Source organism: Sporolactobacillus sp. PKPK-6, from assembly GCF_056678885.1.
The window spans coordinates 795,554-820,600 of the sequence record NZ_JBWXPA010000002.1; the positions used below are offsets into that span (position 1 = coordinate 795,554).

The window sequence follows — 25,047 nt, forward strand, 5'->3', positions numbered from 1 at the left end:
AGGCAATGATACGCACTGGAGGTTATTTTTATGAAAGAAATAACGATTACACTTGGTGACATTACAACGGTGAAAGTCGATGCTATTGTCAATGCGGCAAACACCTCCCTGCTTGGCGGCGGAGGCGTCGACGGCGCGATTCACCGTGCGGCAGGGCCTCAGCTTCTGGCCGAATGCAGGACGCTGAATGGTTGCCGAACTGGTGAAGCAAAAATCACAAAAGGTTATCAGTTACCATCCAAGTATGTCATTCACACACCAGGTCCCATTTGGCAAGGCGGCACTCATCATGAACGGGAATTATTGAGAAACAGCTATGTGAACAGCCTTAAGCTTGCAGAAGTCCATGACTGTCGAACGGTTGCCTTTCCCTCGATCAGCACCGGTGTCTACCATTTCCCGCTTGAACGAGCCGCTCCGATCGCGATTACGGCTATTCAAGATTTTTTACAAAGCGCTAAATTTGTTGAGCAGGTCCAAATGGTGTGCTTCGATGCCGGCACAAAACAAGCCTATGACCATGCATTAACCCAAGTGAATGAGGCATGAGCGAGCCTGATCAGTGTTCCATTAAACCCTGCGTTTAATTCTGAAGTACTGCTCGATTAAAGTCCATTGAACCTGAAAAAAAACCGCCGACACACTTTCAATTTGAAGGCGGTACTGCCTTCGTTTCATACATATGCTTTTACTACGCAGTAAAGACGGACTGGGCACTATCTATATTTTCGTCTTTTTGGATTTTGGCAGTTAAGTTAAACATTCGCTCTGTTCGGTTGAACCTTCCAACGGTTAGGTTGAACTTTTCGAGTGTTGGGTTGAATTTCTGCTCTTCGGTTGAAATTAGTTACAACTTTTTAGAAGTTCGTTACAATTTTCGGGTCGTTCGTTACGATTCTGAATCAAAGCTGATTGCTGCGCCTCTTCCGTCAAACGAGAATCAGAACCATCACCTCACATTATTGACCATTAAACCTTGTCCTCTGTTAACACCATTGAATAAAAGGGATACACGCTTCCATTTGACTTGACCATCATCGTTTTTTCTACTTTGAATCCCACACGTTCATAGACTTTCAGTGCTCGTTCATTGAAAACGGCTACCGACAATGAAAACATAGATGGGTTGAATTTTTCTTCAGCAAAGTTCAAACCTGCTTGGATAAACGCCCGACCTAGTCCCTTTCCTGTCAAGTCCGGTCTCAACCCTAGACCCATTTCAATTGTTCCTGAATCATTAAAATAACAAAAAAAGCCAATTAATCTATTTTGATCATCATAAACAGAATAATAGACGCCCTGTCTCGCTTTTGAATTCAGTAATTCTTCCAAATCCTCTTCATCATTTCTGAAATCGTAGAAAGAATACGGTTCCTCATAGTGCCAATCCGCAATGGCATTTGCCTCTTGATCAGTCATTGGTTTAAATGTGTAGTTTGCCATGATTACCTCCATTTTTGCGTTACAACTTTGCCACAATCCATTGCGCCGCTGCGAGAAAATGGTCTGCGATATAATCAGGTTCAACCTCGACCCATGTATGTCGATAGTCATGCAGTGAACGCTCGCCCCATCCGGTTCGAACCAAAATTTTCTTGGCTCCGGCTGCATCAGCTGCCTGCATATCCGTGCCCGTATCCCCGATAAACATGGTTTTCGTTAAATCCAAGTGATATTTTTTCGCCGCTTCGAAAAGCAAGCCCGGCTTCGGTTTCCGACATGTGCATCCGTCATCAGGGCCATGCGGACAGATGAAGGCATCATCAAGATCATAGGACCTGAATTCCTCGTAAAAGTCATCTATTGTGGCCTGACCTTTACTGATCCTTGTTTGATTCGTACAGGCAAAGAGAGGGATTCCATGAGCCTTCAGCAGATGAATTGCGTCTTTGCTGTAAGCATACGGTTGAAAATCACAAGGATGAATAAAGTGACCCGTTCCGCCAATCGTTCCGTCACGATCAATAAACACGGCTTGAATTTCTGTCATCAATAACAAATTCCCCCTATTTATTCTTCCTCTACCTCCATATTAAGCTTTTCTTAAGAAAATATCTTTACAGTAGATGTATGGAATTTTGAACAACTAAAGGGAGAATGGTCTATGGAACGTATGAGCAAAATCAATTATTGGTTAGGAATTGTTATCGCCGCTGCGCTGCTGCTCGAGTCCGCATTTGGGATTTACAGCTTTATACAAAGTAAACAGCAAGCACAATCCTTTCAAAGTAATGCTTCACAAAACATGCCGAATTTTAATGGAGGAAACGGGTCAGCAAGTCCTTCCAGTGGTTCCAACGGCGCTCCACAGTTCGGCGGCGGTTCGGGATCGCAAAAAAGCGGACAGCGTCCATCCGGAATGAGCGCACGCTCAGGAGCGCAAGCAAGTCCCGTTCAACTAGTCATTCATATCATTTCATTAATTTTGGCCGTTGCCGCACTGATTATGACCGCAATTATCGGCAGAAACAACGCACGGAAAAGAAAAGAATTGATGGAGCAGGAAAAATTAACACAAGAATAAGAAACACAGCAGCCCCTCGCAAATGTTTTTTGCAGGGGGCTTTTTTGTGATATCCAATTCATCCAAATTAATGAATACTTCTCTTCCGCACCGATTGGTGTAGTGACGGATCTGAATTTCTAGCTCAAACCTTTTCGCTACCGCTGAGAAGGCTCCGCTCGCTCGGCAGCAACAGTGAGAGCAAGGCGGCGACCAGCGGTAAAAGCGCAAGAAAGGCAAAAATGGCATTGACACCATAGAGATCGGACAGCCAGCCAATCATCGTCGCACCAATTCCGCCGGCACCAATCCCGAATCCAACCATCAGCCCGGAAACCAAGCCGATATTCTTCGGGAACATCATTTGCCCGTAAACAACCGTAACGGCAAATGATGAGAGGACAAAGAAACCGAATAGGAAAAGAACAATGATTGATAGTACACCGTGAACATGCGGAAGTAGCCATGCAAAGGGAACCGTTACGGCCATGGAAATAAACAGCAACCATTTACGACTGATCCGATCCGAAACACGGCCGCCGATGAAGGTTCCGAGTGCGCCGGCGCCAAGAAACAGGAAGGTCAACAGATCACCGTATTTGAGCGCAATCCCCTGGTGCAGATAAAGAAACGGCAAAAATCCAGCGACACCGATCTGTGTCCATGACCGGAGAATAACAACAACGGTCAGCAAACAGAGTCCGGCAACATGATTGCGGCCTTTAATCTTTTTCTGTCGTGCTTTATTTTCTGCAAGACTGCGTTTATACCATGGCATGACGGAAAGCACTAATGCTAAACCGGCAACCGTGGCCAAAACAAACCAGCCCAGTCCATGAAGCCCGGTCGCAATCAGGAATAGGGGAAGAAGCAGCGGTCCTACGGATTGGCCGAAATTGCCGCCGACCTGAATAATCGCTTGTGCAGTTCCTCTCGCTGTGCCCGCCGCCATATAGGCGCCGCGCATCGCTTCCGGATGAAAAATTCCCGAACCGATTCCGGATAATCCAACGAGGATAAGAAGGACCCAATAAGCAGGAGCATAACCTGAAGCCGTGAGACCAAATCCCGTTAAACAAATCCCCACCGGCATAAACCACGTTTTCGGATTCTTATCTGTGATGACACCGAATATGGGTTGCGCCACAGATGATGTCAGCATGGACACGAACAAAATAATGCCGGCTTGAAAATAGTTCAGATTAAAAGCATCTTTGTATAAAGGCAAAAGTGCAGGCACAAGTCCGGTCGTCATTAAGTCATTAATAAAATGGACACCGCTGAGACTGAACAATTCCCGCCTCGCTGCCAGCCTTGGTTTGACGGCCGTCTGATTCTCATTTTTTAATGCAAGATTCATTACGTTCATCCTCCTTGACCACTGCAAAATCATTTACATTTTTTTCGAACACTCTTAGACTAACAAGGAAACGACAATAAAGCCTGCAGTATCCTGCTCACCTTTAGCACAATTTTGACTGAAAGGGATTTCTCAATGAAAAATGAAACGAATTATTCACCGAAACGAAATGGCAACCGTCATGCCTACTTGGACATAAATTTAAGAGAAGGATTGGGGTATGGTTGGAGATATCAGGAAAATTGGCACGAGGAAATGCAGTTTTACTATGTTGTGAGCGGTCAGGGACGCATCCGATGCGAATCGGACGTATTTGATTTACATGCAGATGAGACACTTCTCGTCAACTGCAATGAACTGCACGTGATTGAGAGTCTTTCAACAAAATTAACCTTCTATTCCATTCGCATTGATCTTACGTCTATGTTTCAGGACATGCCCGATCTGCACAAGGTAAACTATGTTGAACTGCTTATGCAGCAGCGCATTGTGTTCAACCGTTTTATTGATAAAAAGGAACCGATTACTCCCTTACTGCGCCGATTAATTCGCGAGCAAACGGCTCGGCGGCCGGGGTTCGAACTCGCCGTGAAATCGGATATGCTTCAAATTCTGCTCATTCTGATCCGCAATCACATTCAAAAAGTGTACACGAAGAAACGTTTTGACTTGAAGCTTAACAGTTTGAACCAATTAAAATCAGCATTTACCTATTTAAATGACCATTATAAAGAGGCCATTACTGTTCACGATCTGGCAGCACGCGCGCACATGAGTGAAGCGCATTTTTGCCGCACATTCAAAAAATTATATGGTCGATCCGTTATCGCCCATATGAATGAATTACGCATCGACAAAGCAGAACAATTACTGCAGAACACGCCGTTGACCATCACAGAAATCGCCTTCTCGGTCGGTTTCAACGACGCAAACTATTTTAGTCGCGTATTCAGGAAAAAAAGAGGTCTATCGCCGCAGCAAGCACGCACTTTAAAAGAGAAATAAATGAATTGCGGTCATTTTTTTATTCTCTGAGCTGATTTCCATGAAACACCTTGATTGCTATTTTCATCAACAGTTTCACTTTTTTTCCATGCGGACATGAGGAATACCGTCAAGCACGAAAATTTCAGATGCTGGCTCAAAACCAAAAGGAGTATATAAAGACTGAATATATTCCTGTGCCTCAATGGCAACCGGCATATTAGCAAATCGTTTCTTAATTACCCTTAGTACTTTGGCGACAAGCAATTGGGCAAGACCCTTGCCACGGCAATCTTCGCGGACAAGCACCCGGCCGAACGATACCCCGTCATCCATCTCAAAAATACGAGCATAAGCTATGATTGCGCCGTCCTCATCCGTCGTGAAGACATGCAGACTAAATAAGTCATAAGGATCTACTTCATGGTAAGGACATTCCTGCTCAACCACAAAGACATCGACCCGCGCTTTGTAAATCTCATATACTTCCTTTCCAGTCAATTGATGAAAGTTTTTAACTGTCCATTGTAGACGATCCATGGTTTTCACTCCCAGTATGTCATTGTGTTTCAACAGATTATCCAGCTTGGAGGATTATCTAAAACTTATTCTTGCGGCTGATACCATTTTGGAATCATTGTTTGAAAATGGTCATATGCATCGAGCGTTTGCTTAATTTCGCGTTTCATGACTTTCACTTCATGCTCCCCATAGTCGATCGCCCATGGAATTGAACTCAGCATGTTTGTCGCTATGTACATTGCCATTAATGGGAAAAAAGTATCCGGCACTTTATTTTCAAAATATCCGTTAATTCGTCCGGTTGCAAATGCAGGACTTATATTGGCACACCACGTGATGCGGTTAAACTCTTCCCAGGGATCGCCGTAATCCATTCGATCAAAATCAATTACACCGATTTGATGATCCATAGAGATAACCATATTGCCACAATGATAATCGCCATGCTGGAAGGTTTGTGGCCGATCCTTTAGAAGCGCTCTGTTTGCTTCTATAACATTTATGATCGACTGGTCATGATCAACTCTGATTCCACAAGTCTTATAAGCGGCAAGCTTGCGATCAATCTTATTGTTATAAAAATCACTCCACGATGGTCGTGTGGCAGGAGCGGCAAGTCTATGAATCTGTCTCATGATTTGTCCCGCAGAATAGCCAAGCTTGTACTGTTCTTCAAAGTTCAGCTTCGGCAAAACGACTGCAGCCTGCTCACCGCCGATCCACGTCATGATCGTATAACATTTTCTTCGTTCATCGCACCATCCAAAGGCGATCGGCTTTGTCACGTTGCAGGTTAAATCGTTTAAACCATTTAACGCCTTAAATTCTCTCTTTCTGCGTTCATAGAGTGCTCCTTCAGACAAGCGCAGCAAATAATTCTGATTTTGTAATCGAAACGTATATTTGTGATCGTGCGACCAGCCCGCATTGAGCGGATGCAGCTGTCCCCAATCCGTTGATCCCGGTATGCCAAGAAAAGCAGTCATAGTGTTTTCTCCTTAATCTGTCAATCAATGAAAAGCCCCATGTGGATTGAGTCATAGAATACGCCGTCAATAAGAAAATCGCGTGTAATGACACCTTCCTTTTCAAATCCAAAGGATTGATAAAGGTGGATGGCACGCGCATTATCCGAACGCACACGCAGGTTGATCTTACGGATGATCTTGGTTTCTTTGCTCCATTCAATCATTCTCGCAATGAGTGCTTTTCCGATTCCCTTGCTCCAGTAATCCTTACGCACACTAATTCCGAACTCGCCAGTGTGCGCCGTTCGCTTCTTCGTTCCCCCTGCAAAATTTAAAGTTCCGGCAATTTGTCCGCCATATTCGGCGACCAAGTACAATGCGTTTTCTCTTTTTGCATAATCCTCAAATATTGCTTCTTCTTTTTCAATCGTCAGATGCAGTTCTCCTGCAGAACCAAAAGTCAAAAAATCAGATTCGCCGGCAATTTTTTGTAAAAAATCGATCACATCTGCGGCATCCGGCCTTCTCGCTTCTCTGATTAGAATATTTGAATTTCCCATGCTCGTCCCGCCCCGCTGATTCATATGTATCACTTAATATAACACATTGTTCATCGTAAATTGTCTGCCATCTCTTTCACCAATCACTTAGTGAGGCAAATGCCATGGCAGCAAAAACTAAGTAATTTGATCGGTCAGCCTGTGGGTATTTCTTTGACCAATGGGCAAGGCGTATCAGGCATTTTATGCGGCGCATCCGGAGGACAAATTTTTGTGGTCGAATATCTCTACCAATCTCAATTTGCGCTCAAACACTACGATGAACAGATGATTCAAGACATTAACCCCTTCCCTCCATGTGCCCCACACACAATCGGATGATCATTGACAGAGCCGGACACTTTTACGGCTCTTTTTAATAAGATGAGCATATAAAGACGAACTGCGCAGCATAAGAGTTTATAACATATATAACGCCTCATTGGGGATTAATCCGGGGAAAATGATTCCTAATCCAGGAATTGGTGCTGAGCTCAGGCTTTATCCTGATAAGTTAGGACTTAATCTGGGTAACTAGTCATTTGATCTGGGAAAATTTCAGATCTATCCGGGGAAAATGATTCCTAATCCAGGAATTGGTGCTGAGCTCAGGCTTTATCCTGGCAAGTTAAGACTTAATCTAGGTAACTAGTCAATTAATCTGGGAAAAACCAGAACTATCCCAAAATAATGGCAACTATATGTAGCAGAATGGTTTGTCCACGCAATCTTTGGTACGTTCAGACTTTGGTTCAGTGCGTCGCATGTTCTTGTGCATCTTCCGTCTACTGTTCAGGAAGGAAAGTTTCTTTCTTTTTTGCGTACACATGCAAAAGAGCCGGGGATCATTACCCGGCTCTACAGAATTCGCATTTTTTTATTTAGTAATCGTCTCTTTCAAGCTGCTAATAAAAGCATCGACTGCTTCTTCTTTTGTCGCCCATGACGTGACAAGACGAGCGGCAGAATAGCGTTCATCAACTCTTTCCCAATCGAAAAAATGGAACTGCTGGTGAAGCTCGTTAAGCAATTCATTAGGCAGGATTGGGAAAATCTGATTGGAAACAGGCGGTGTCAAGAATTCATATCCGGCCTCTTTAATCGCTTCGGCAAGCTTCATCGCCATCGCGTTGGCATGGGCTGCGAGATCAAAGAACAGATGGTCACGGAATAATTCGAGAAACTGAATGCCGGTTACTCTTCCCTTGGCAAGCATGGCTCCCCGCTGCTTCATCATATATCGGAAATTTTCCTTGAGTGCGTCATTACAAATCACGAGCGCTTCGCCAAGCAGCGCGCCGTTCTTTGTACCGCCAACATAAAAGGCATCGACAAGCTGCGGCAGATCGCTGAGCTCCAGATCATTTGCCTTCGATGTCAGTGCAGACCCGAGACGCGCACCATCCAAATAGAGGAGAAGCTGGTGGCTCTTGCAAAACGCGCTGATCGCTTTCAGTTCGCTGCTTGTATAAACAGCGCCATTTTCGGTCGTATCAGATATGTACACCAATTTGGGCTTGACCATATGCTCATCGGGATGAGCGTCAAGCATCGATTGGATCCCTTCAGGCGTCAGCTTGCCGTCTTTTGCACATGGTACAGCCAGTACTTTATGACCGGTCGCTTCAATTGCACCCGTTTCATGAACATTGATATGTCCGGTTACGGCGGCGACTGCCGCTTCATAAGGACGTAAGAAGGCGGCAATTGCCGTCATATTGGTCTGCGTGCCACCGGTCAGAAAATGAATGTCTATATCTGCATCATTCATTCTTTCCTTAAGCAATTCAGCGGCTTTCAATGAATACTGATCTTCACTATAGCCCTCTTCCTGGACTAGATTCGTTTCGATCAACGCGTTCAAGATTTGCGGATGCGCGCCTTCACTATAATCATTTTTAAAGCTGTACATTGCGATGAATCACCTCAGCTGTCTGATTTTTCAACTCATTACTTGGACTATAGCACAGTCACGCGGACAGCGGAACCCATTTCCATTAACCGCCATAATAAAAGCCGGTTTCCTTCATCGTGAGCGGATCACCCTCGCGATGAACGCCGACGTTGATTACTTCACCAACATAAATATAGTGGTCACCGATTTCTAATCGATCAACAACCTTACATTCGAAAAAATTCAACACGTCTTTAAAAATCGGACAACCGGTCTCTTCTGTAGTGAATTCATAACCTGCGAGTTTATTATCTTCAACTTCAAGCGGTCGAAAAAAGGCAGTGACCATATCCTTTTGTCCACTTTCCAGTACATTCACACTGAAGACTCCACTTGAGGCGATTTGCTGTTGCGAACGAGTACCCGCTTTAACGGCTATAGTGACTAGCGGTGGTTCGAAGGAGGTCTGAGTTAAAAAGTTGCCTGCAAAAGCATTCACACCGCTTTCATCTTTTGTCCCAATGAGGTACAAACCATAGGTGATACTGCGAAGTGCTGTTTTTTTCGTTTTCGGATCCAATTTGCTTACTTCCCTTCTCTGTTTGTGTTCACATTTTTGCCATATATTCATTATAAAGCAAATCGTATACCTTCCCTAATCTTTAATTTATTTTGAGACAAGATACCGATTTTTTAATAGAAAAGGCGCGTACAAATGTTGCTTTTTTCTCCATTCATGCTGTTCGCTTACTCGCCCAAGTCAACTTATTCATAAGGTATCAAAGTAGATGAAGTAGATCATCTGCAAATTCACCAAAGAAAAGGAGCTCGATTTTATGTTTTATGATCAACCAAATATCCCAGCAGACTGGCAGGTAACCAGTTGGACACGGGAAGACGCATCATCGATGGGTTATAACAGCAGCAATACATTTCCAGTATTTGATATCAGCAAGGTGAAGTCGCTTGATCCGGAGCGCGATATCTGGGATAACTGGCTTGTTGTGGATGAAGAAGGAAAAACGGCTGACGTGAATGGATACAACATCCTGATTGCCCTAGGCGCGCCAGTAGGAGATCTCAGTCAGGCACGACTGATGTATTTTTATTCTAAACAAGATGAAAACAGCTGGGCACCGGGCGGCTATGTATTCGCCGATCGATTAATTGAAGATACTCAAGAATGGTCAGGATCGACCATTTTCACTGAGGATGGCTACTTGCAGTTCTTCTACACCATTGCCTCATCCTATCAAGATCCTGAAACAGGAATCTACCAAACCAACCAGCGTTTTGCGACTGCAAAAGTTCCTGTTGCGGCAGACAGCGATAAATTACAGCTGCTTGACCCGACCTACCATGAACTTCTGATCGAGCCGGACGGTTATTTGTATCAGAGCGTAGAGCAAGCGTCGCGCCAAGAACAGCGGTTCCCCGTACAGCATCGCGCTGATCTCGGAAGCGACCAGGTGAATAATTTTACATTCCGCGATCCGCATTACTTTAAAGATCCGGCGGACGGAACCGAATACCTTCTGTTCGAAGCCAACACCGGCGAAGCATTGAATGCTGAAGGGACGGTCCGTGATCAATTTATCGGTGCTTTTCCGGAAGGCTATCAGCCGTCTGCAGACGACCTAAAAGCAAACGGATGTGTTGGCGTGCTGAAGCTGAGCAGCGAACGGACAAAAGCAGATTTTCTGCCGCCGCTGCTCACCTCTAACCTTGTCACAGATGAAATTGAACGGATTAATGTCATCGTTCGCGGTGATCTCTATTACTTGTTTGTCGTAACTCATGGAAATAAAATGACTGTTGACGGTAACGACTTAGTCAACCGTGATTTTATGATTGGTTTTGTGTCCAGCGAGCTGTTTGGCCCCTACGTACCACTTAATAAAACAGGGCTGGTCATTACGCAAAAATCACCCGGCGATCCATATGTCGGACAGGAAAATAACGAGCAGTATGTCTACTCATGGCTCGTCGTTCCTGCAGAAAACGGACGCTTTGTTGTGATCAGCTACAGCAATTTCTCCTCTGACTCCAAAGGAACGGTACAGAAAATAAAATCAGCCGGACCGGTGATCGAACTGCTGATCAGTGGGACAAGTACCCGAGTCGGCCGAATTCTCGGGACATTTGATCCCGCAGGATCCTCTGAACCACTTGTTTGACATTATCTCGATAATGTCTTTCATGGCATTTGAAAAAGTACAGAGAAAAAAGTGACTTTGCGCTAAAAGAAATTTATGAAGCAATTCAAAAAAGCGAGCGAAATCTTAACATGATTTCGCTCACTTTTTTACGTATTACGGATTCTTTACTGATCAGCATGGATCCTTCCATCAACGACCGGCAGCAGTGTTTCTCCGCTCAACAAGAATAGTGTCATGCCAAGTTCCATCAGGCATCTGTGCGATTTTCTCACGGTAACCAATTTCGCGAAACCCACATTTTTTATGCAATGCGCGGCTAGCCTTATTTTCCGCAATAATCGCGGATTGAAGCGTCCAAAAGCCTTGTTTTTCAGAAGCCGCAATCACCGCGTTCATCAAAGCAGTTCCTATGCCATGCCCTCTGCCCTCCGAACGGATGTATATACTCACCTCGGCAACGCCTTTATAGCAGCAGCGGCTGGAAACGGGACTCAAAGCGATCCATCCAAAAAAACGCCCATCTGCCTTTGCTGCAAATCGACATGTCTCTAAATGAGCCTCATTCCAATCCTCCCAACTTGGGGCCTCATTCTGAAAGGTTGCTCTTCCTGTTTTGATTCCTTCAATGTAAACAGAACGTACTTCTTCCCAATCAGAAGGCAAAATGGGCACAATATGCACATCAAATAGTTCTGTCAACTTCTCCTGCTCCTTTCGTGCATCCGGCTTTTTTCCGAAACATATCCCTCTACTAATCTATAAATTATAGAATTACAATTTGTTTAGATCCGGATATTCAAAAACAAACCACAGGCATTTGCCTGCGGTTTGTTTGGTTGCTTCAGTATTATACACGTGGAATGATTGTCTGAATGCGTTTGAGTCTTGGCGCGAGCAGAACAACCACGAATGGTGTCAGCGCAATCGGAACAACGTCTGCAATGCCGATCCATACAACGCAGTACCAGTAGCCGAGACCTGTGAAGAACGAAAGCGACAGGCTGGTTGCAAGAATCATCAGGCAGCCGAACAACAGTGACCAGAACAATGATTTCCAAATAAACGAAGTCTTGTTCACGAGCAATTCGTCAAGCGACTTTTTCCGTGTCATGACATAAGCAGGAAGCGCGGCACTGAGCGCTACCGTGATTCCATCGGCAATCAATGTATGCGGCGCGATGAAATATCCGCCAAGAAGTGACCAAACCAATGTGCCGATATAGCCGGCGAAAAATCCGGAAACCGGGCCGAAAAGGAATCCAATAGCAGGAATAATAAACGCAAAAGTTCTGAAATGAACGGCACCCGGGATCAGCGGAATCGGGCTGCCGTAAGCCCAAAGCACGCCGGTAAATACACCGAAGATAACAAAGAAAATGATGTTGACAAAGGTGAATTTTTTCACTACGTAACGCCTCCTCAATAATTTGTTTTTGCAAAAGTAGATAGTATATCTTTAAGCTCTTTGACCGCATAGTCAAACAGCCTTTTGCCTTTTTCAGCAGTTGCATAGGTTGGCGCACCAATCACGCCGCTTTTGGTGACATCGCTTGTTTTCCAGCCGGCATTGTATGGCCCGAACAAGGTCACAAAATCGTTGTCACGCAGGGCCTCAATCGGATCTTCATCGACTGCAAGCTCCATATGCACGGTCTCCGGCGCCGCATGCAGCATCAGTGAGGTTTCCAGCTCGCAAGCATGGAAAACGCCGTATTTCCCAGACTGCTTTAACCCTTTGAGTCCCTTGTCCCAGAATGAGGTGAACCACCAATCGAAGACAAAGACATCCATGCCGAAATCAATTCTCAGGTCGCGGCTGATCATGTTGAGCATGTCCGTATTCCCGCCATGGCTGTTAAAAAGCACAAGCTTCTTAAATCCACTTTTGGCGATGGCACCGGCAATATCATGCAGCACCGCATAATAAGTCTGCGTGCCATAAGTGAGCGTACCGGCAAAACCCATATGTTCATTGCTCTTGCCAACATTCAGCAGCGGAGCAAAAAGCAGCGAACCTTCATCGAATTTCTGTGTCTCAATAAAATGGTCAATGAGCGTGGACAAAATAATAGCGTCTGTCCCAACCGGTAGATGCGGGCCATGCTGCTCGGTCGCCGCTGTCGGCAGGAACACAATCGCCGAATCTTTGTCAATGGCCGCAATCTCATCTCTCGTTAAGTTTTCCCATTTTGAAATCATTGCATGAATCCCCCTGTCCCTTGTAATAAATTCACAATCTTCAAATATTATTGACTGCAGTCAAGGAAAAAAAACATTTCCTGACTAAATCTGAATATAATAGTTGATCTGCAAGATGATCGTCAGCACTGTGGCAATAACAGTCACCGATGCAAAGAGTGCATCGGAATACGTTGCCTTGATCATTTTGTAAGAGGTACGCTTCACTTTAAAATTCAATTTGTAGTAATGCATGGCAAGCGAGATCGCATGGCCCTTACTGAGCACTCGGAACAGCAGCGGCAGTGAGATGATCACATAATTTTTCATCTTCGCAAATGCACTGCATTTATCGACTTCAAGCCCACGTGATTTCTGTGCTTCCATGATCGTCGCAAACTCCTGAACAATCATTGGAATGATCTGAAAAACGAGACCGACCCCGAAAGCGACGGCATAGGGTACGCGCCACGATTGCAACCCGAGAATAATCTGGCTGAAGTTCGTCGTCAGAATCACTGTGTAAAAGGCCGAAATCATTAAGAAAATGCGCAAGGCATATACGGCACCTTTATAAAAGTCGAACCAATCCAAGCTGAATACATAATGATTGCTGAAAATTGTGAATGCTGCCCGGTATATGGTCGGTCCCTCGTTAATGGTGAACGCTCCGAGCACCAGCCATAACAAAAAGATAAATAACAGAAGCACCTTGACTTTGTTTGCCAGCACAAGCATATACTTGCCGATGCGGCCAATCAGCCAAATCGCCAGAAATACGAGAAACAGGAACAAGAGCGCGACGCCACTTTTCACAAAAGAAGTCAGAACGGACATGATAATGAAAAAGACAAACTTTGTTCTCGGATCAAGTCGGTGCAGAAACGAATTCAATTCCACGTATTGCAAAAAGTCACCCATTGCTCGCACCTCCTGTAAAGCCGTCATTCTTTATTCCTGCTGCAATGGCATCTGCGAAACGTTCCGCGTCGCAAGCAAGGGTTTTAAATCCAAGCTTCTTAGATAAACGAACCACTGGAGGCAAATCAATATGGATCTTCTCAAAGAGCGCTTCATTGTCCGCTAACTGCTGCACGCTGCCTTCTTCCAGCTTCGAAGCATGGTCAAGTACGAGTAATTCATCGGACAGTTTAAAGACGAGCGGAATTTCATGGCTGATCAAGATTACCGTCTTGCCCTTGTCCTTCAGATGCTTTATGATGCCCTCCAATTGATTGCGCAAATGAAGATCCATCCCTAAGGTCGGTTCATCCAGTATGATCACATTGGCACTTGAAAACAGGACCGACAGAATCGTCAATAAATGCTTCTTGCCCATGGACAGATTGACCGGAAGCTCTTCCTTATCCTTGAGCAAATCATATTTTTCAAGAACAGATAGTGCCTCTTCTTCACTGAATGGAACGCCTTGAGCACGTGCACAAAAGGTTAATTCCTGATAAACATTTTCTTCAAAAAGCATGTGTTCAGGATGCTGAAATACGAGAATAATATCGCGACTGATTTCGGCTACAGATTTGTCTGAGGTTTCCGCACCCAGGTAGGCAACCCTGCCTTCAGTCGGGCGGTACAGTCCATTCAGATGCTTCACTAAGGTTGTTTTTCCAGAGCCGTTTTGCCCCAATATGGATATGATTTTTCCTTTTTCAAACCCGGCATCAATATGGTTCAATGCCTGAAACCCGTCTTGAAAACTCTTGCTGAGATCTGTTACCTCAAGCACATTTTCTGCATGTTCTTCAGATGGATCCAATGCAGCTGCCGCCTCCGGTTTTTCGAAGCGATCATGAAGCGCATCATATGCTTCATCTAATGTGGAAAAAGGCTGCAATCCTTTAATTCTTTTTGAAAGCTCTCGATAGATTTCAACCTCTTGAGGAATGATGACACCGAGCTGATGCTGAACATCAAACTTGGCGAAGAACTCATCCCTGCTCCCGTCAAAAACTACTTCACCGTTGTCGATTCCGACAACATGATCGACGATTCCCGAAAACCAATCCAGGTTATTATCGACAATAACAGTCGTTTGCCCAGTTGCGCGCAGCTGATTAAGCACCGACTGAATCAAATGCTTTCCCTGCGGATCCAGTGAGCTGACCGGTTCGTCCATGATCACCAAATTCGGACGCATGGCGAGAACAGATGCAATGCACACGGCTTGCCTCTGTCCGCCGGAAAGCGTCGACACAGCCCGTTTTCTCAAATGCTGAATATGCAGCAAATCAAGCACCGACTCGACACGTTCATGAATCTCATCGCTGGCGAGTCCCATGTTTTCCACACCAAACGCAAGTGCGTCTTCAACACCATAACCAAACAGCTGATTTTCAGGTGTCTGGCTGACTACGGAGATCATGACCTCTTCACCTGCCTGAAAGGAACCCGACAGTTCGCCTTTATTCATTAAAGTTGGAATCACTCCGCTAAGAATGCTGACCAGTGTCGACTTGCCGCATCCGCTCGGTCCGACAATCGCCGTAACCTCAGCTTCTCTGATTTCCATATTAATATTTTTTAAAATTTGCGGTGTATCCGCACTATATTTATAGCTGACATTCTCAATTTTGAAGCTCAACGTTATGGACTCCCCGCTTTATTGGATTGCATCAGACGGATCAATAGGGAATAATGGCAGTTCTTCCAGATAGATAATATCATCACGTTTCATAGCGTCATCACCCTCGGCGAGTATTGCGGCCTTGCCGACCAAAGTGCCTCCGGCTCTCTTAATCAACTTTTCCAGTGCCCGTACAGATTCACCGGTACTGATCACATCGTCCACAATCAGAATCCGCTTGCCTTTGATCATTTCGCTCTCTTCTTTTTCAATGCAGAGCAACTGTTTTCTTTGAGTGGTTATTGAGTAAACTTCCGTCACAAACGGATCACTCATATAAGGTTTGATGCTTTTGCGGGCAACAAAGTAACGCTTCTTTCCGCATATCCGTGATAATTCATGGATCAACGGAATTCCTTTCGCTTCCGCAGTAATGAAATAGTCCGCTTCAGGTATGCGTTCCTTCAGCGCCTCGGCGGATTTGGAAACAAGCTCTGTGTCACCTAAAATAACAAAACTTGCAATCTTGATATGATCCGCAATCCGGACAACCGGCAGTTTTCGTTCAACTCCCGCGACCTTGAGTATAAATTCATCCATTCGGTTCACCTGATTTCTTTCAAATTTAACTACACTGCTCGAAATAGAAAAAAGCAGGGAACGGGTGTCCTCTGCCTTGCGACAAGTTCCGTTCGCCATGACAAATGAAGCAATCATGCCGTAAAAATGCATAAAATACCCGATCCGCCAGGCTAAAAGGAACAAGAACACCATAGTGCAGGCAATTTACGGTTGCCGCGTAGAGACTTCTACACCTTATTTGCAGAGTTATATGGTTTCACATTGTATGTAATTCGATTTATTTCGACATCTTTCTTAATAAAAATTATATCACTGTAATAATCTTTTAGCAACAGAATCATTATTCAAACTATTAGTTGATCTTGACCTGACTGTTTGCAATTTATCCTGACGTTCCCAGTGTGCCGCTCGCCGGCATGCTTCAAAAAAAGCAGGCAAATCTTCTGTGCAATTGAGTGATACGCGAACACAGCGTTTGCCAAATAAAGCATTCACCAGCTGCTTCCTAAGATAAAGTATTTGTGCCGTATCATTGGTGTGGAACGAAAAGTAATCCCTCGTTGCAGAGAAAGCTATGTATTTTTGGTGCCATCGATAAGCAGGCATCCGACAAAAAATCGTCTCATCCCAATTCGGGAATGCACCACGCATAAAGGACACCATCGCGTACAGCCATAATTTTTGTTGATGATTAAATCGATTGAGATACTCCAATTGTTCCAAAAAATTCGTAACCGTTTCCATTACTTCAATCACCATCCAGACAAAGTTTAGTCAGGATTAGGATGGCAACCAGCGAACAATCTTATACCCCATTTGCAGCGACAAAAAAAACAAAGCGGAGCAAAAAGTGCCCGGTCCTTACTTTCACAGGATGTGATGACTTTCGCATTGCATACATGACGTACTTCCGCAGGATGCGGTGACTTTCGCGTTGCAAACAGCGTATGTGTCATTAGCGAAAGTTCATTACATTCGAAAGTTCATTACCATATACCGTAAAATAAGCGGAGATTTTCCGGTTATATGCATCATGGCGCTTGGTTCACAGGTACATAAGGGTAATTTTTCCGCCTATGCACAGAAAAACCTATCATTTTCACATTTTTCGATTCGATAAGGGGAAGTTCTCCGTCTATTTAAGCATTTTTTTCGTTCATTTTCTAATTATGCGGAATTTTTTCTTTTATTTCTCAGATCTGGCGCTTACCTGATCGCCTAACCGAATCTTATATGACCTTATCATCATACTGGCAAGGCAAAAAGCGATAAACTCTCATTACCTGTAAAAAAAAACGGAGCAAGTGGCAAACCACTTACTCCGTTTTTAACTGATTCCGTTTTTTAAAGACTTATTTTTTAATTTCCCAATAGCAGCGTTTTGGTGAAACGATTTTCTCTTCTTTCTTCAACTTAGTCATTACTTTGTTGACTTCTTTTTTGTCCAGTCCAGTTGCATCAGCAACTTTGCCTGCGTTTGCAGGTTCTGCGGCTTTTTCAAAATAGGCTAATACGGCATCGTAGCTCTCCATCGTTTGAATCCCTCCGATTATGTATCCTTTTTGAGGATCAACTCTATTATAATCACTCAAATTGGTTTGCGAGCACAAAGAGTTTGTCAATTGTTTTCCAATTTCGCGTTGTGCAATAAGGGCTCAATTTTTCGACACGCAGTGCCAGTTTCGAATTGCGGATACTGTGATGGAAGAGAAGATAGACATTCCGACCGGCAATTTGATAGCGATCCATGCCGAAGTCAGACTCTGATTGAAGCCGTACTTTTTCAGGATCAGGTGCAGTACTGAGCATCGTTACGTAGAGACATTCACCTACTGCGGTTTCCCGTGCACGGGCAATTTCATCTTTACGAAACGGACAATTCCGAATGATCGTTTCCAGTTCACTTTTGTCTCTCACAACAACATGAACGGTCAGACCGAACTGTTCATCAATGATGTGCTCAATCTGTCCTTCGAGCTCATGCTCAGTCTCCTCAGACTCAAGCAGTATGTTACCACTCTGAATATATGTGCGTACCTTTTGGAATCCGGCGATTTCAAGCGCTCCCCGTAAATCTGCCATTTTGATCTTATTTCTTCCTCCGACATTAATGCCGCGCAGCAGTGCAATATAGATCATTTTCTTACCTTCTCTCAAGATATATCATTTTAGCATTGCTTATTTTTACTTATATTTTACATAAACCCTGCTGGCGACTTCAAACTCTACTGATATATTGGTAGAAGCAGACTGCTCATTTAGTTAAATCGTCTTATGCAGTCCATGTACAGCAAAAGCCCATTTTTCGGGAGGGGATTACAATGAAGGATGAAACCACTCATTTGCTCATGATCTCACTTGACGCAGTGAGTACAACTGATACCAACACGCTCATGAAGCTGCCCAACTTTTCGCAGCTCTCATCTCAAGGCACACTTGTTCGAAATGTGCAATCCGTTTTCATCTCGAATACGTATCCTTGCCATAGTTCCATTATCACAGGCGTCCATCCCGACAGACATGGCTTGGTTGAAAATATTATGAGCCAGCCGGGCAATGATGCACCTGATTGGCGACGGGAAGCTCATTTAGTAAAAGCCCCTAAGCTTTATGATAAAGCTGCCGAGATTGGATTGGACGTCTGTTCAATCTTCTATCCAGTGACTTGCGGAGCAAAAATAAAATGGAATTTCCCTGAAGTACCTGGAAAAATGGGAATCCTCGAACGTGCTTCTGCACTGCTGAAAGGCGGAAGCTCGTGGTTCATCCTCTCCTCACTATGGCGAAATAGAAACTATTTGAAGAAAATCTCCGAGCCTTGCCTTGATGAATTTACAACCCATATTGCTCTTGATGCATTGATACAGAAAAAGCCCGACCTCCTGCTCCTTCATCTTCTTGATGTGGATGATCACAAGCATCGATTCGGACCGAGAAGTCAAGAGGCTGCTAACGCACTCACTCGCCTTGATGATCGACTAGGGCAATTAATGGATGCTGCATTTCAAGCATGGGGAGAAGAACACACGGCCATTATCGTATTCAGTGATCACGGATGTCTCAACGTTCATACCTCGGTTGATCCTAATGACTGGCTTAGAGAAAATGGGCTGATTCACAGAACAGAGGACGGCATCGAACACTATGATGCCTTTTTCCACAACGGCGGCGGTACATCATTTCTGAAAATCTTGAATTCATCAGTAAAAGAAACGGTGCTTCAGCATTTTTCCGATTACCTGTCCCACTCTTCAGTAAAACGAAAGCTGTCAGATGAAGAAATGGATATCAGCGGTCTCGATCGAGAATTTCTCTGCGGCATAGAAGCCGCCGATGGATACAGTTTCGGTGAACCGGTAAAAGGATCACATGGCTACAGTCTGGCTCACGATGAATATCAGCCTTTCTATCTTGCAGTCGGACCAAGAATCGGTAAAAATAAGGTGACCGAAGGCGGATGTATTATCGACATATGCCCGTTAGCCGCTGATTTACTCGGAGTACCGCTATGGTCGATGGATGGAAAAAACAGATTGTCAGGGAGCGATCAATTTGCCGAAATTCACTAAAACAGAAAAAAGCTGGATTATGTATGACTGGGCGAATTCGGTATATGCGACCATCATTATGTCCGCGGTCTTTCCCATCTATTTCGCTTCCATCGCCAGGTCCAACGGTATTGCCGGTGACGTCTGGTGGGGCTATGCGACATCAGCTTCTTCTCTGCTCATCGCACTGACTGCTCCCTTTCTTGGTGCACTTGGCGACTTCAAAGGGATGAAAAAAAAGCTGTTTACTTGTTCGCTCCTCTTCGGCGCATTTTTCACCGCGTTCATGGCCTTCACGGATCAACCACTGCTTATGCTGCTCGGCTACAGCTTTTCGTTCATCGGTTTTGAAGGCACTTCGCTCTTTTATGACAGCTTTCTGACCGATGTGACCACTCGAGATCGGATGAATAAAGTGTCGGCGTATGGCTATGCCATGGGTTATTTAGGCGGAAGCACAATCCCTTTCCTCATCTCAATCGCACTGATCCTGTTCGGCAGTTCAATCGGCGTCGATGGAACGCTTGCAGTCAAACTGTCTGTTGTGCTGACTGTACTTTGGTGGCTCATATTCAGCTTGCCTATCCTGCGTCATGTCCATCAGACGCATTACATCAGCATGCCGAAATCAAAAATGTTCAGAAACACCTTTGTAAACATCAAGGAAACTGTTCTTGCAATTATTCACAATCGAAAGCTTTTATTTTTTATGATTGCCTACTTTTTCTATATCGACGGTGTGGGTACAGTGATTTCCATGTCCACTTCATATGGAAGCACGCTGGGCCTAAGCAGCAGTCTAATGATTCTGGCTCTGCTTCTGACACAGATTCTCGCCGTCCCTTTTTCCATTCTGTTCGGTCGGCTTTCCGAACACTTCGGCACGCATCGCATGCTTCAAGGAGGCGTGTTGATTTACATGCTGATCTGTCTGCTTGGTTTTTATCTTGGTTTTTCTTTAGAACCGCATCAAAAAGCATATGAGAATGAGTTTATTCATGTCGTTAATCAATCCAATGCTCAGCTGGATCAGCAAACCATTAATACTGTAGAAAAAAACGGTCGTTCCATTCTAGCGAGTTCCGACCGCACAGAAGCATTTAATAAACAAATGGACGAACTTTCACAATCCATGAACAGCACAGAAAAAGCGGAGCTTCAGAAAATGAAAACGGATGTCGACAGCTTTTTATCCGACACGAATCGATCAAGCGAATATACAAACGCGCTTCACTTCTCGACACTGCTGTTTTGGGTCGTTGCGATTCTTGTGAGTACAAGCCAAGGTGGCATTCAGGCGCTCAGCCGCTCCTTTTTCGCCAAGTTGATCCCGGCTAACCGCTCAAACGAGTTCTTTGGTTTTTATGATATTTTCGGCAAATTCGCCGCTGTAATCGGACCGGCACTTTATGCGTTCAGCGCCGCTCTTACCGGAAGGTCATCCTTCGGCATTCTTAGTCTGCTCATCATTTTTGCTGTCGGTTTTGGCTCACTGACGTTGAGCAAGGTTCACATGAGTACGCAGAAATCAGTAGAAACCGAAGAAGTTTAATTGACTTTTGTTTTAAATTCAGCTTACCAAGTAAAAGGAGCACATGCGATGTGCTCCTTTTGTGATCAGTGATGTAGCAGTTTTGAGGATCCGGGGTACGGTTTATCAAGCGGTAGCTTGATACCGGCCGCCGGCACTTCAAACGGTCGTTCGCCGGAAAGGCCGAAGTAAATGTTCAGTTTGCTGATATCCATCTCCTCGGGATTGTAAAAGTCATTATACTGCAAGGTATGCCTGACACTGTCTAAAATTGTGTACGTCAAGGTTCTCAGATCCGGAACGGCAAATTCAGCTTTCTGATCATACAGCGGCCATTTGAAAAATGAGGCTTGATCGCTGAAAACGACTGTCATTCCCAATCGTCCAACTGATACCGGTTCGGCAAGGGAGAGATCCCATCCGGTCAGACGTGCGATTTCCTGAATTTGTTTTTCAGGAGTCAGCGTACCTTGGACATGAACTGGAAATCGCTTAAACTGTCCATCCATACCAATAAACAAGGTCCCCGACTCAGTTCTTGGCGCTGTACCGTCATCGATCTTGCTCTCAGCAGCCGATGCGGAAAAGGGCAACAAAAGAAAGCACATGGCAATGACAACGGATTTCATCAATGATTCATCGCTCATTTCTGTAAAGATTAGAGTGAACAGCACATTAAGATCATGCGCTTTCATTGTAAGTAGTATCCCTATTTGTCACGGCATCATGCGCCAGTATAAACGAATTCAGTTATTTTTTACTTTCTCTTCCTTTAGCCTCATTGTACCAATAGACTGCAGCCGCCGTAGAAAATAATAACGCGAGTAATCCCAAGGCAATACCCAAGTGCATCACTCCATTTTTGTAAGCGCTATAATATATTTAGTCTATACCCTCACAATGCTTACGTCAAAGTTGAAGACACCTATTTAAAAAAAATACTGCGCCTATTTTCATTTGCTGACTTGCTTTTTAAATGAATGAGCATTTCTTCAACAGCGCTCAGCAATGCGACCAACCCGACAATCCATAAAAATTCCACGCTCTTGAACGTAATATATACAACGGGAGCCATGAAAATAAGCAGACCCGCCAGCTTATTTCCCCATGTATGCACGCTGACAAACGCATGGTATTTATATGCCGCAATGAGTAAGCTTATTATTCTGACAGAGGCGATCAAGACAATGAATAGAGCAAATGGTACAAGAAGATTCCCGGCCCAATAAAAGAATAAAACACATAGAACGCCATACATCATGACATCCGCAAATGAATCCAGACGTGTACCAAACCTGCTCTGACTGTTAGTTTTCCGTGCAATGACGCCGTCAAGGATATCGGTCAGGCCTGTCAATACGTACAGCACGACAAATATCCAGCTGTTTTTATATGTAAAAAGAAGCAAGATTACAAAAATGATCCGGCTTATGCTCAAAATATTCGGTAAGTAGTTCAAAAGGTTCCTCCGGTTGACAGCACATTTCTGAATATCGGACTATAGCTTTTTCTTATAACCCTTGTGATCTTTTAAAAATCCATAGGATTCATAAAACCCGCAGGCATCCGTTCTGTTTCTTTCAGTCACAAGAATCATCTGCGAACACTGTCTTTCCCGTGCCCGTTTTTCCAATTCATTGAGAAGAGCCTTGCCTACACCCATTCGTCGAGCACCACGATCAACAATCATGTTCTCAATGACCAAGAAAGGCAGACAGTCTCCGTATAGCTCGTCACACACCACACCCATAACAGAACCGACCAATCGATCCTCTGAAACAGCACTTAATAATATGTGTGTCTTACGCTGATTTATTTTTCTAAATTGTGCCTTCATTTGATCGATATTGGAATCTTCATTCCAAAACTGGCGATACAAGATTGCGAGTTGTGGCAGGTCCTCAAGCTCCATTTGTCTTATATTCATCGACTCACCTCAGAACATAGGTTCACAGTTTAACAACACCAGATTCCAAAATAGCAAAACCGGGTTCATCGCAACGAATCTCAGCGAGTGCTCCGTATGGCAGGAGACATTTTGGTTCGTTGTGACCGAAACTGCCGTTATATAAAACCGGCAGTTCTTCTTTGCTAAATTCCGCCAGAATTCTTTTAATAATTTCCTTATATTCTTCGTAAAACGTTCCTCTGAACGGTTTGCCGAAAACCAGGCCATTAATTCGATCAAAAATGCCCATCATGCCATAGCTTCTCAAACTGTCTTCAAGCAGCCAAACCGGAGGCATTTCCTCAGATGTTTCAAGAAAAAGTATGGCATCATCGAAGTCGTTTAATTCCGGGAAAAGTGAGGTACCTTTGATCATGTCAATGACTTCCAGACAACCTCCGATCAGGCGCCCGGTTATTATTCCCGTTCCCTGTATGAGTTCGTAATCCGTATTTTTCTCGAATTTTCTTAGTACATTTTTATTTCCGATCACCCATTCAAGGCGCTGCGCTGTATATTCCTTAGAAACCGGAATCTCACCAATTGGCGCACTACTGAAGAGCACTTTATTCGCCCACTCCAAAGTATAGTCGGACATTTTGACGTTCTCAGCAAAATCATTCAGCAGCGACAAGCCGTAAAAACTTGAGATCCCCGCTTTAAGACAGAGAAAGTGAGTAACTGTACTGTCCGAATAGCCGGTCACGATTTTCGGATTGTTGCGGATCACATCAAAATCAATATAAGGGAGCATGCGGATGCTGTCGCTGCCGCCAATGCAGGAAATAATAGCCTTAATCGATGAATCGGCAAAAGCCTGCATCAAATCCTCTGCCCGTTTTTCCGGATGTTTGTAAACATACTCCGTGCCTTTCAAAGTGTTTGGCATTTCAACTACTTTTAATCCGAAAACTTGTTCCAAGCGTTGCTTCCCTTGCAAGTAACGCCAGTTAATTGCTTCGTCCCCAGCTCCGCCCCACGACGAGCTGACCGTTGCCACCGTGTCACCAGGCTTAAGCATCGGTGGCTTGATTAAATTCAGCATATATGTGTTTTCCTTTCGACAATGCACAGGTTCTCAAGAACACTGTTAATCATTTTCAATTACACGTGCAACATCATGGCCACATTCCGCACATTTTCCCTTTAAGATAATACCGAAACGATCCCTATTAATCGTATAACCTACAATTTCAACTGCTTTGCCGCAATTTGTGCAAAAGACATTTCGCTTCAATTGTTCTCGAGTTTGTTTAGGAATAGCTAACCATTTTTCATTTGCAGTAGTCATTCTCTCATTACCTTCGATTCAAGTTTTTTTCACATCTTGACCATACCATCAATTGAATGAAAACCTCTGCAATGATAAAAGCCTTCCATTTCGTCATTTCTGGATGTGAATACGATTGTATTCATTATACCTTTTATCCTTCAATCATTTCTCACATTCATTGAGCAATGGCTCTTTACTTTAAAAATATTGATACGACAATAAAACCTATTGTGATGACAAGGATAAGTAGTCCAATCCCCTTCCAGCCTAAGCTGCCCACTAAATCAACAAGACTGCCATTTTTTGCCCTATTAAACGCATCGTTCAAAGTTCCGGTTGGATTTCTTTTTAATTCTTCTTGTCTCAGTCTTTCTCTTCTTTTTTCAGGTGTTTCTTTGTCATCACTCATGACCACACCCCCACTTTCTATGATTTTAACCACTGTCTCTTAGTTTCTTTAAAATATAGACGGATACT

At 44.2% G+C, this 25,047-nt stretch carries 30 protein-coding genes and 1 riboswitch; of the genes, 7 read left to right on the top strand and 23 right to left on the bottom strand.

Annotated features, from left to right (window positions below):
* The first annotated feature begins 30 nt into the window (after positions 1 to 30).
* Positions 31 to 549 (top strand): O-acetyl-ADP-ribose deacetylase, encoded by a 519-nt coding sequence (locus AC1MBV_RS14660; protein WP_480948611.1) that lies wholly within the window; start codon positions 31 to 33, stop codon positions 547 to 549.
* A gap of 420 nt (positions 550 to 969) precedes the next feature.
* On the opposite strand, the gene AC1MBV_RS14665 is transcribed toward AC1MBV_RS14660, so the two are convergent.
* Positions 970 to 1,443: a GNAT family N-acetyltransferase gene (locus AC1MBV_RS14665; protein WP_480948612.1), complete on the bottom strand. Its 474-nt coding sequence runs from the start codon at positions 1,441 to 1,443 to the stop codon at positions 970 to 972.
* Between the two features lie 19 nt (positions 1,444 to 1,462).
* Positions 1,463 to 1,990, bottom strand: a complete 528-nt coding sequence (locus tag AC1MBV_RS14670; RefSeq protein ID WP_480948613.1) for an HAD-IIIA family hydrolase — start codon at positions 1,988 to 1,990, stop codon at positions 1,463 to 1,465.
* 114 nt (positions 1,991 to 2,104) lie between these two features.
* Here AC1MBV_RS14670 and AC1MBV_RS14675 point away from each other — a divergent pair, with 114 nt between their 5' ends.
* Positions 2,105 to 2,524, top strand: a complete 420-nt coding sequence (locus AC1MBV_RS14675; protein WP_255749143.1) for a hypothetical protein — start codon at positions 2,105 to 2,107, stop codon at positions 2,522 to 2,524.
* Between the two features lie 124 nt (positions 2,525 to 2,648).
* On the opposite strand, the gene AC1MBV_RS14680 is transcribed toward AC1MBV_RS14675, so the two are convergent.
* A complete protein-coding gene (locus tag AC1MBV_RS14680; RefSeq protein WP_480948614.1) occupies positions 2,649 to 3,863 on the bottom strand; it encodes an MFS transporter in 1,215 nt (404 codons plus the stop codon).
* 135 nt (positions 3,864 to 3,998) lie between these two features.
* Between AC1MBV_RS14680 and AC1MBV_RS14685 the strand changes: the two genes are divergently transcribed.
* Positions 3,999 to 4,868: a helix-turn-helix transcriptional regulator gene (locus AC1MBV_RS14685; protein ID WP_255749146.1), complete on the top strand. Its 870-nt coding sequence runs from the start codon at positions 3,999 to 4,001 to the stop codon at positions 4,866 to 4,868.
* A 75-nt stretch (positions 4,869 to 4,943) separates the two neighbouring features.
* Here the strand turns inward: AC1MBV_RS14685 and AC1MBV_RS14690 are convergent, their stop codons facing one another.
* From AC1MBV_RS14690 to AC1MBV_RS14700, 3 genes are all read right to left on the bottom strand, one after another.
* Entirely contained in the window at positions 4,944 to 5,387 is a 444-nt protein-coding gene (locus tag AC1MBV_RS14690; RefSeq protein WP_255749147.1) for a GNAT family N-acetyltransferase, read from the bottom strand.
* Positions 5,388 to 5,452: 65 nt separating this feature from the next.
* Positions 5,453 to 6,355 (bottom strand): aminoglycoside phosphotransferase family protein, encoded by a 903-nt coding sequence (locus tag AC1MBV_RS14695; protein WP_255749148.1) that lies wholly within the window; start codon positions 6,353 to 6,355, stop codon positions 5,453 to 5,455.
* A 20-nt stretch (positions 6,356 to 6,375) separates the two neighbouring features.
* Positions 6,376 to 6,897 (bottom strand): N-acetyltransferase family protein, encoded by a 522-nt coding sequence (locus tag AC1MBV_RS14700; protein WP_480948615.1) that lies wholly within the window; start codon positions 6,895 to 6,897, stop codon positions 6,376 to 6,378.
* Positions 6,898 to 6,996: 99 nt separating this feature from the next.
* Between AC1MBV_RS14700 and AC1MBV_RS14705 the strand changes: the two genes are divergently transcribed.
* The gene (locus AC1MBV_RS14705; protein WP_255749150.1) at positions 6,997 to 7,218 is read left to right on the top strand and encodes a hypothetical protein; all 222 of its coding nucleotides are present in this window, start codon (positions 6,997 to 6,999) and stop codon (positions 7,216 to 7,218) included.
* A gap of 535 nt (positions 7,219 to 7,753) precedes the next feature.
* Here AC1MBV_RS14705 and AC1MBV_RS14710 read toward each other — a convergent pair.
* The gene (locus AC1MBV_RS14710) at positions 7,754 to 8,788 is read right to left on the bottom strand and encodes a threonine aldolase family protein (protein ID WP_480948616.1); all 1,035 of its coding nucleotides are present in this window, start codon (positions 8,786 to 8,788) and stop codon (positions 7,754 to 7,756) included.
* An 85-nt stretch (positions 8,789 to 8,873) separates the two neighbouring features.
* Positions 8,874 to 9,350 carry a flavin reductase family protein gene (locus AC1MBV_RS14715; RefSeq protein WP_480948617.1) on the bottom strand — a complete coding sequence of 159 codons (477 nt, stop codon included), beginning with the start codon at positions 9,348 to 9,350 and terminating at the stop codon, positions 8,874 to 8,876.
* A gap of 256 nt (positions 9,351 to 9,606) precedes the next feature.
* Here AC1MBV_RS14715 and AC1MBV_RS14720 point away from each other — a divergent pair, with 256 nt between their 5' ends.
* Positions 9,607 to 10,947, top strand: coding sequence for a glycoside hydrolase family 68 protein (locus AC1MBV_RS14720; RefSeq protein ID WP_255749153.1), 1,341 nt, complete (start codon positions 9,607 to 9,609; stop codon positions 10,945 to 10,947).
* A gap of 171 nt (positions 10,948 to 11,118) precedes the next feature.
* On the opposite strand, the gene AC1MBV_RS14725 is transcribed toward AC1MBV_RS14720, so the two are convergent.
* From AC1MBV_RS14725 to AC1MBV_RS14765, 9 genes are all read right to left on the bottom strand, one after another.
* Positions 11,119 to 11,628: an N-acetyltransferase family protein gene (locus AC1MBV_RS14725; protein WP_480948618.1), complete on the bottom strand. Its 510-nt coding sequence runs from the start codon at positions 11,626 to 11,628 to the stop codon at positions 11,119 to 11,121.
* 148 nt (positions 11,629 to 11,776) lie between these two features.
* Positions 11,777 to 12,334 (bottom strand): aminotriazole resistance protein, encoded by a 558-nt coding sequence (locus AC1MBV_RS14730; protein WP_255749155.1) that lies wholly within the window; start codon positions 12,332 to 12,334, stop codon positions 11,777 to 11,779.
* Between the two features lie 14 nt (positions 12,335 to 12,348).
* The gene (locus tag AC1MBV_RS14735; protein ID WP_255749156.1) at positions 12,349 to 13,128 is read right to left on the bottom strand and encodes a creatininase family protein; all 780 of its coding nucleotides are present in this window, start codon (positions 13,126 to 13,128) and stop codon (positions 12,349 to 12,351) included.
* Between the two features lie 84 nt (positions 13,129 to 13,212).
* Positions 13,213 to 14,028 (bottom strand): energy-coupling factor transporter transmembrane component T family protein, encoded by an 816-nt coding sequence (locus AC1MBV_RS14740; RefSeq protein ID WP_255749157.1) that lies wholly within the window; start codon positions 14,026 to 14,028, stop codon positions 13,213 to 13,215.
* Entirely contained in the window at positions 14,021 to 15,706 is a 1,686-nt protein-coding gene (locus tag AC1MBV_RS14745) for an ABC transporter ATP-binding protein (protein WP_480948619.1), read from the bottom strand. The genes AC1MBV_RS14740 and AC1MBV_RS14745 overlap by 8 nt, the downstream gene beginning before the upstream one ends.
* Positions 15,707 to 15,724: 18 nt before the next feature.
* Positions 15,725 to 16,288 (bottom strand): phosphoribosyltransferase family protein, encoded by a 564-nt coding sequence (locus AC1MBV_RS14750; protein ID WP_255749182.1) that lies wholly within the window; start codon positions 16,286 to 16,288, stop codon positions 15,725 to 15,727.
* A gap of 153 nt (positions 16,289 to 16,441) precedes the next feature.
* A riboswitch (purine riboswitch) is annotated at positions 16,442 to 16,544 on the bottom strand.
* A 35-nt stretch (positions 16,545 to 16,579) separates the two neighbouring features.
* The gene (locus tag AC1MBV_RS14755) at positions 16,580 to 17,014 is read right to left on the bottom strand and encodes a hypothetical protein (RefSeq protein ID WP_480948620.1); all 435 of its coding nucleotides are present in this window, start codon (positions 17,012 to 17,014) and stop codon (positions 16,580 to 16,582) included.
* Between the two features lie 608 nt (positions 17,015 to 17,622).
* Positions 17,623 to 17,862, bottom strand: a complete 240-nt coding sequence (locus AC1MBV_RS14760; RefSeq protein ID WP_480948621.1) for a MarR family transcriptional regulator — start codon at positions 17,860 to 17,862, stop codon at positions 17,623 to 17,625.
* On the bottom strand, positions 17,855 to 18,409 hold the full coding sequence (locus tag AC1MBV_RS14765) for a DUF1697 domain-containing protein (RefSeq protein ID WP_255749161.1): 555 nt from the start codon (positions 18,407 to 18,409) through the stop codon (positions 17,855 to 17,857). Before AC1MBV_RS14765 ends, AC1MBV_RS14760 begins: the two co-directional genes overlap by 8 nt.
* A 182-nt stretch (positions 18,410 to 18,591) precedes the next feature.
* On the opposite strand from AC1MBV_RS14765, the gene AC1MBV_RS14770 reads away from it, so the two are divergent.
* Both AC1MBV_RS14770 and AC1MBV_RS14775 read left to right on the top strand, forming a co-directional pair.
* Positions 18,592 to 19,839 carry an alkaline phosphatase family protein gene (locus AC1MBV_RS14770; RefSeq protein ID WP_255749162.1) on the top strand — a complete coding sequence of 416 codons (1,248 nt, stop codon included), beginning with the start codon at positions 18,592 to 18,594 and terminating at the stop codon, positions 19,837 to 19,839.
* Positions 19,840 to 19,897: 58 nt separating this feature from the next.
* The gene (locus AC1MBV_RS14775) at positions 19,898 to 21,370 is read left to right on the top strand and encodes an MFS transporter (protein WP_480948790.1); all 1,473 of its coding nucleotides are present in this window, start codon (positions 19,898 to 19,900) and stop codon (positions 21,368 to 21,370) included.
* Between the two features lie 65 nt (positions 21,371 to 21,435).
* Here AC1MBV_RS14775 and AC1MBV_RS14780 read toward each other — a convergent pair whose 3' ends face one another.
* The 6 genes from AC1MBV_RS14780 to AC1MBV_RS14805 form a co-directional block, all read right to left on the bottom strand.
* Positions 21,436 to 22,044: a hypothetical protein gene (locus AC1MBV_RS14780; RefSeq protein ID WP_480948622.1), complete on the bottom strand. Its 609-nt coding sequence runs from the start codon at positions 22,042 to 22,044 to the stop codon at positions 21,436 to 21,438.
* Positions 22,045 to 22,274: 230 nt separating this feature from the next.
* A complete protein-coding gene (locus AC1MBV_RS14785; protein ID WP_255749165.1) occupies positions 22,275 to 22,808 on the bottom strand; it encodes a CDP-alcohol phosphatidyltransferase family protein in 534 nt (177 codons plus the stop codon).
* Positions 22,809 to 22,847: 39 nt separating this feature from the next.
* Positions 22,848 to 23,276 (bottom strand): GNAT family N-acetyltransferase, encoded by a 429-nt coding sequence (locus AC1MBV_RS14790; RefSeq protein WP_255749166.1) that lies wholly within the window; start codon positions 23,274 to 23,276, stop codon positions 22,848 to 22,850.
* Between the two features lie 22 nt (positions 23,277 to 23,298).
* Complete coding sequence (locus AC1MBV_RS14795) at positions 23,299 to 24,342, bottom strand: S66 family peptidase (RefSeq protein ID WP_255749167.1); 1,044 nt, start codon at positions 24,340 to 24,342, stop codon at positions 23,299 to 23,301.
* A 45-nt stretch (positions 24,343 to 24,387) separates the two neighbouring features.
* Positions 24,388 to 24,588 (bottom strand): hypothetical protein, encoded by a 201-nt coding sequence (locus AC1MBV_RS14800; RefSeq protein ID WP_255749168.1) that lies wholly within the window; start codon positions 24,586 to 24,588, stop codon positions 24,388 to 24,390.
* 175 nt (positions 24,589 to 24,763) lie between these two features.
* Complete coding sequence (locus AC1MBV_RS14805) at positions 24,764 to 24,979, bottom strand: DUF6366 family protein (RefSeq protein WP_255749169.1); 216 nt, start codon at positions 24,977 to 24,979, stop codon at positions 24,764 to 24,766.
* Positions 24,980 to 25,047: the final 68 nt, after the last annotated feature.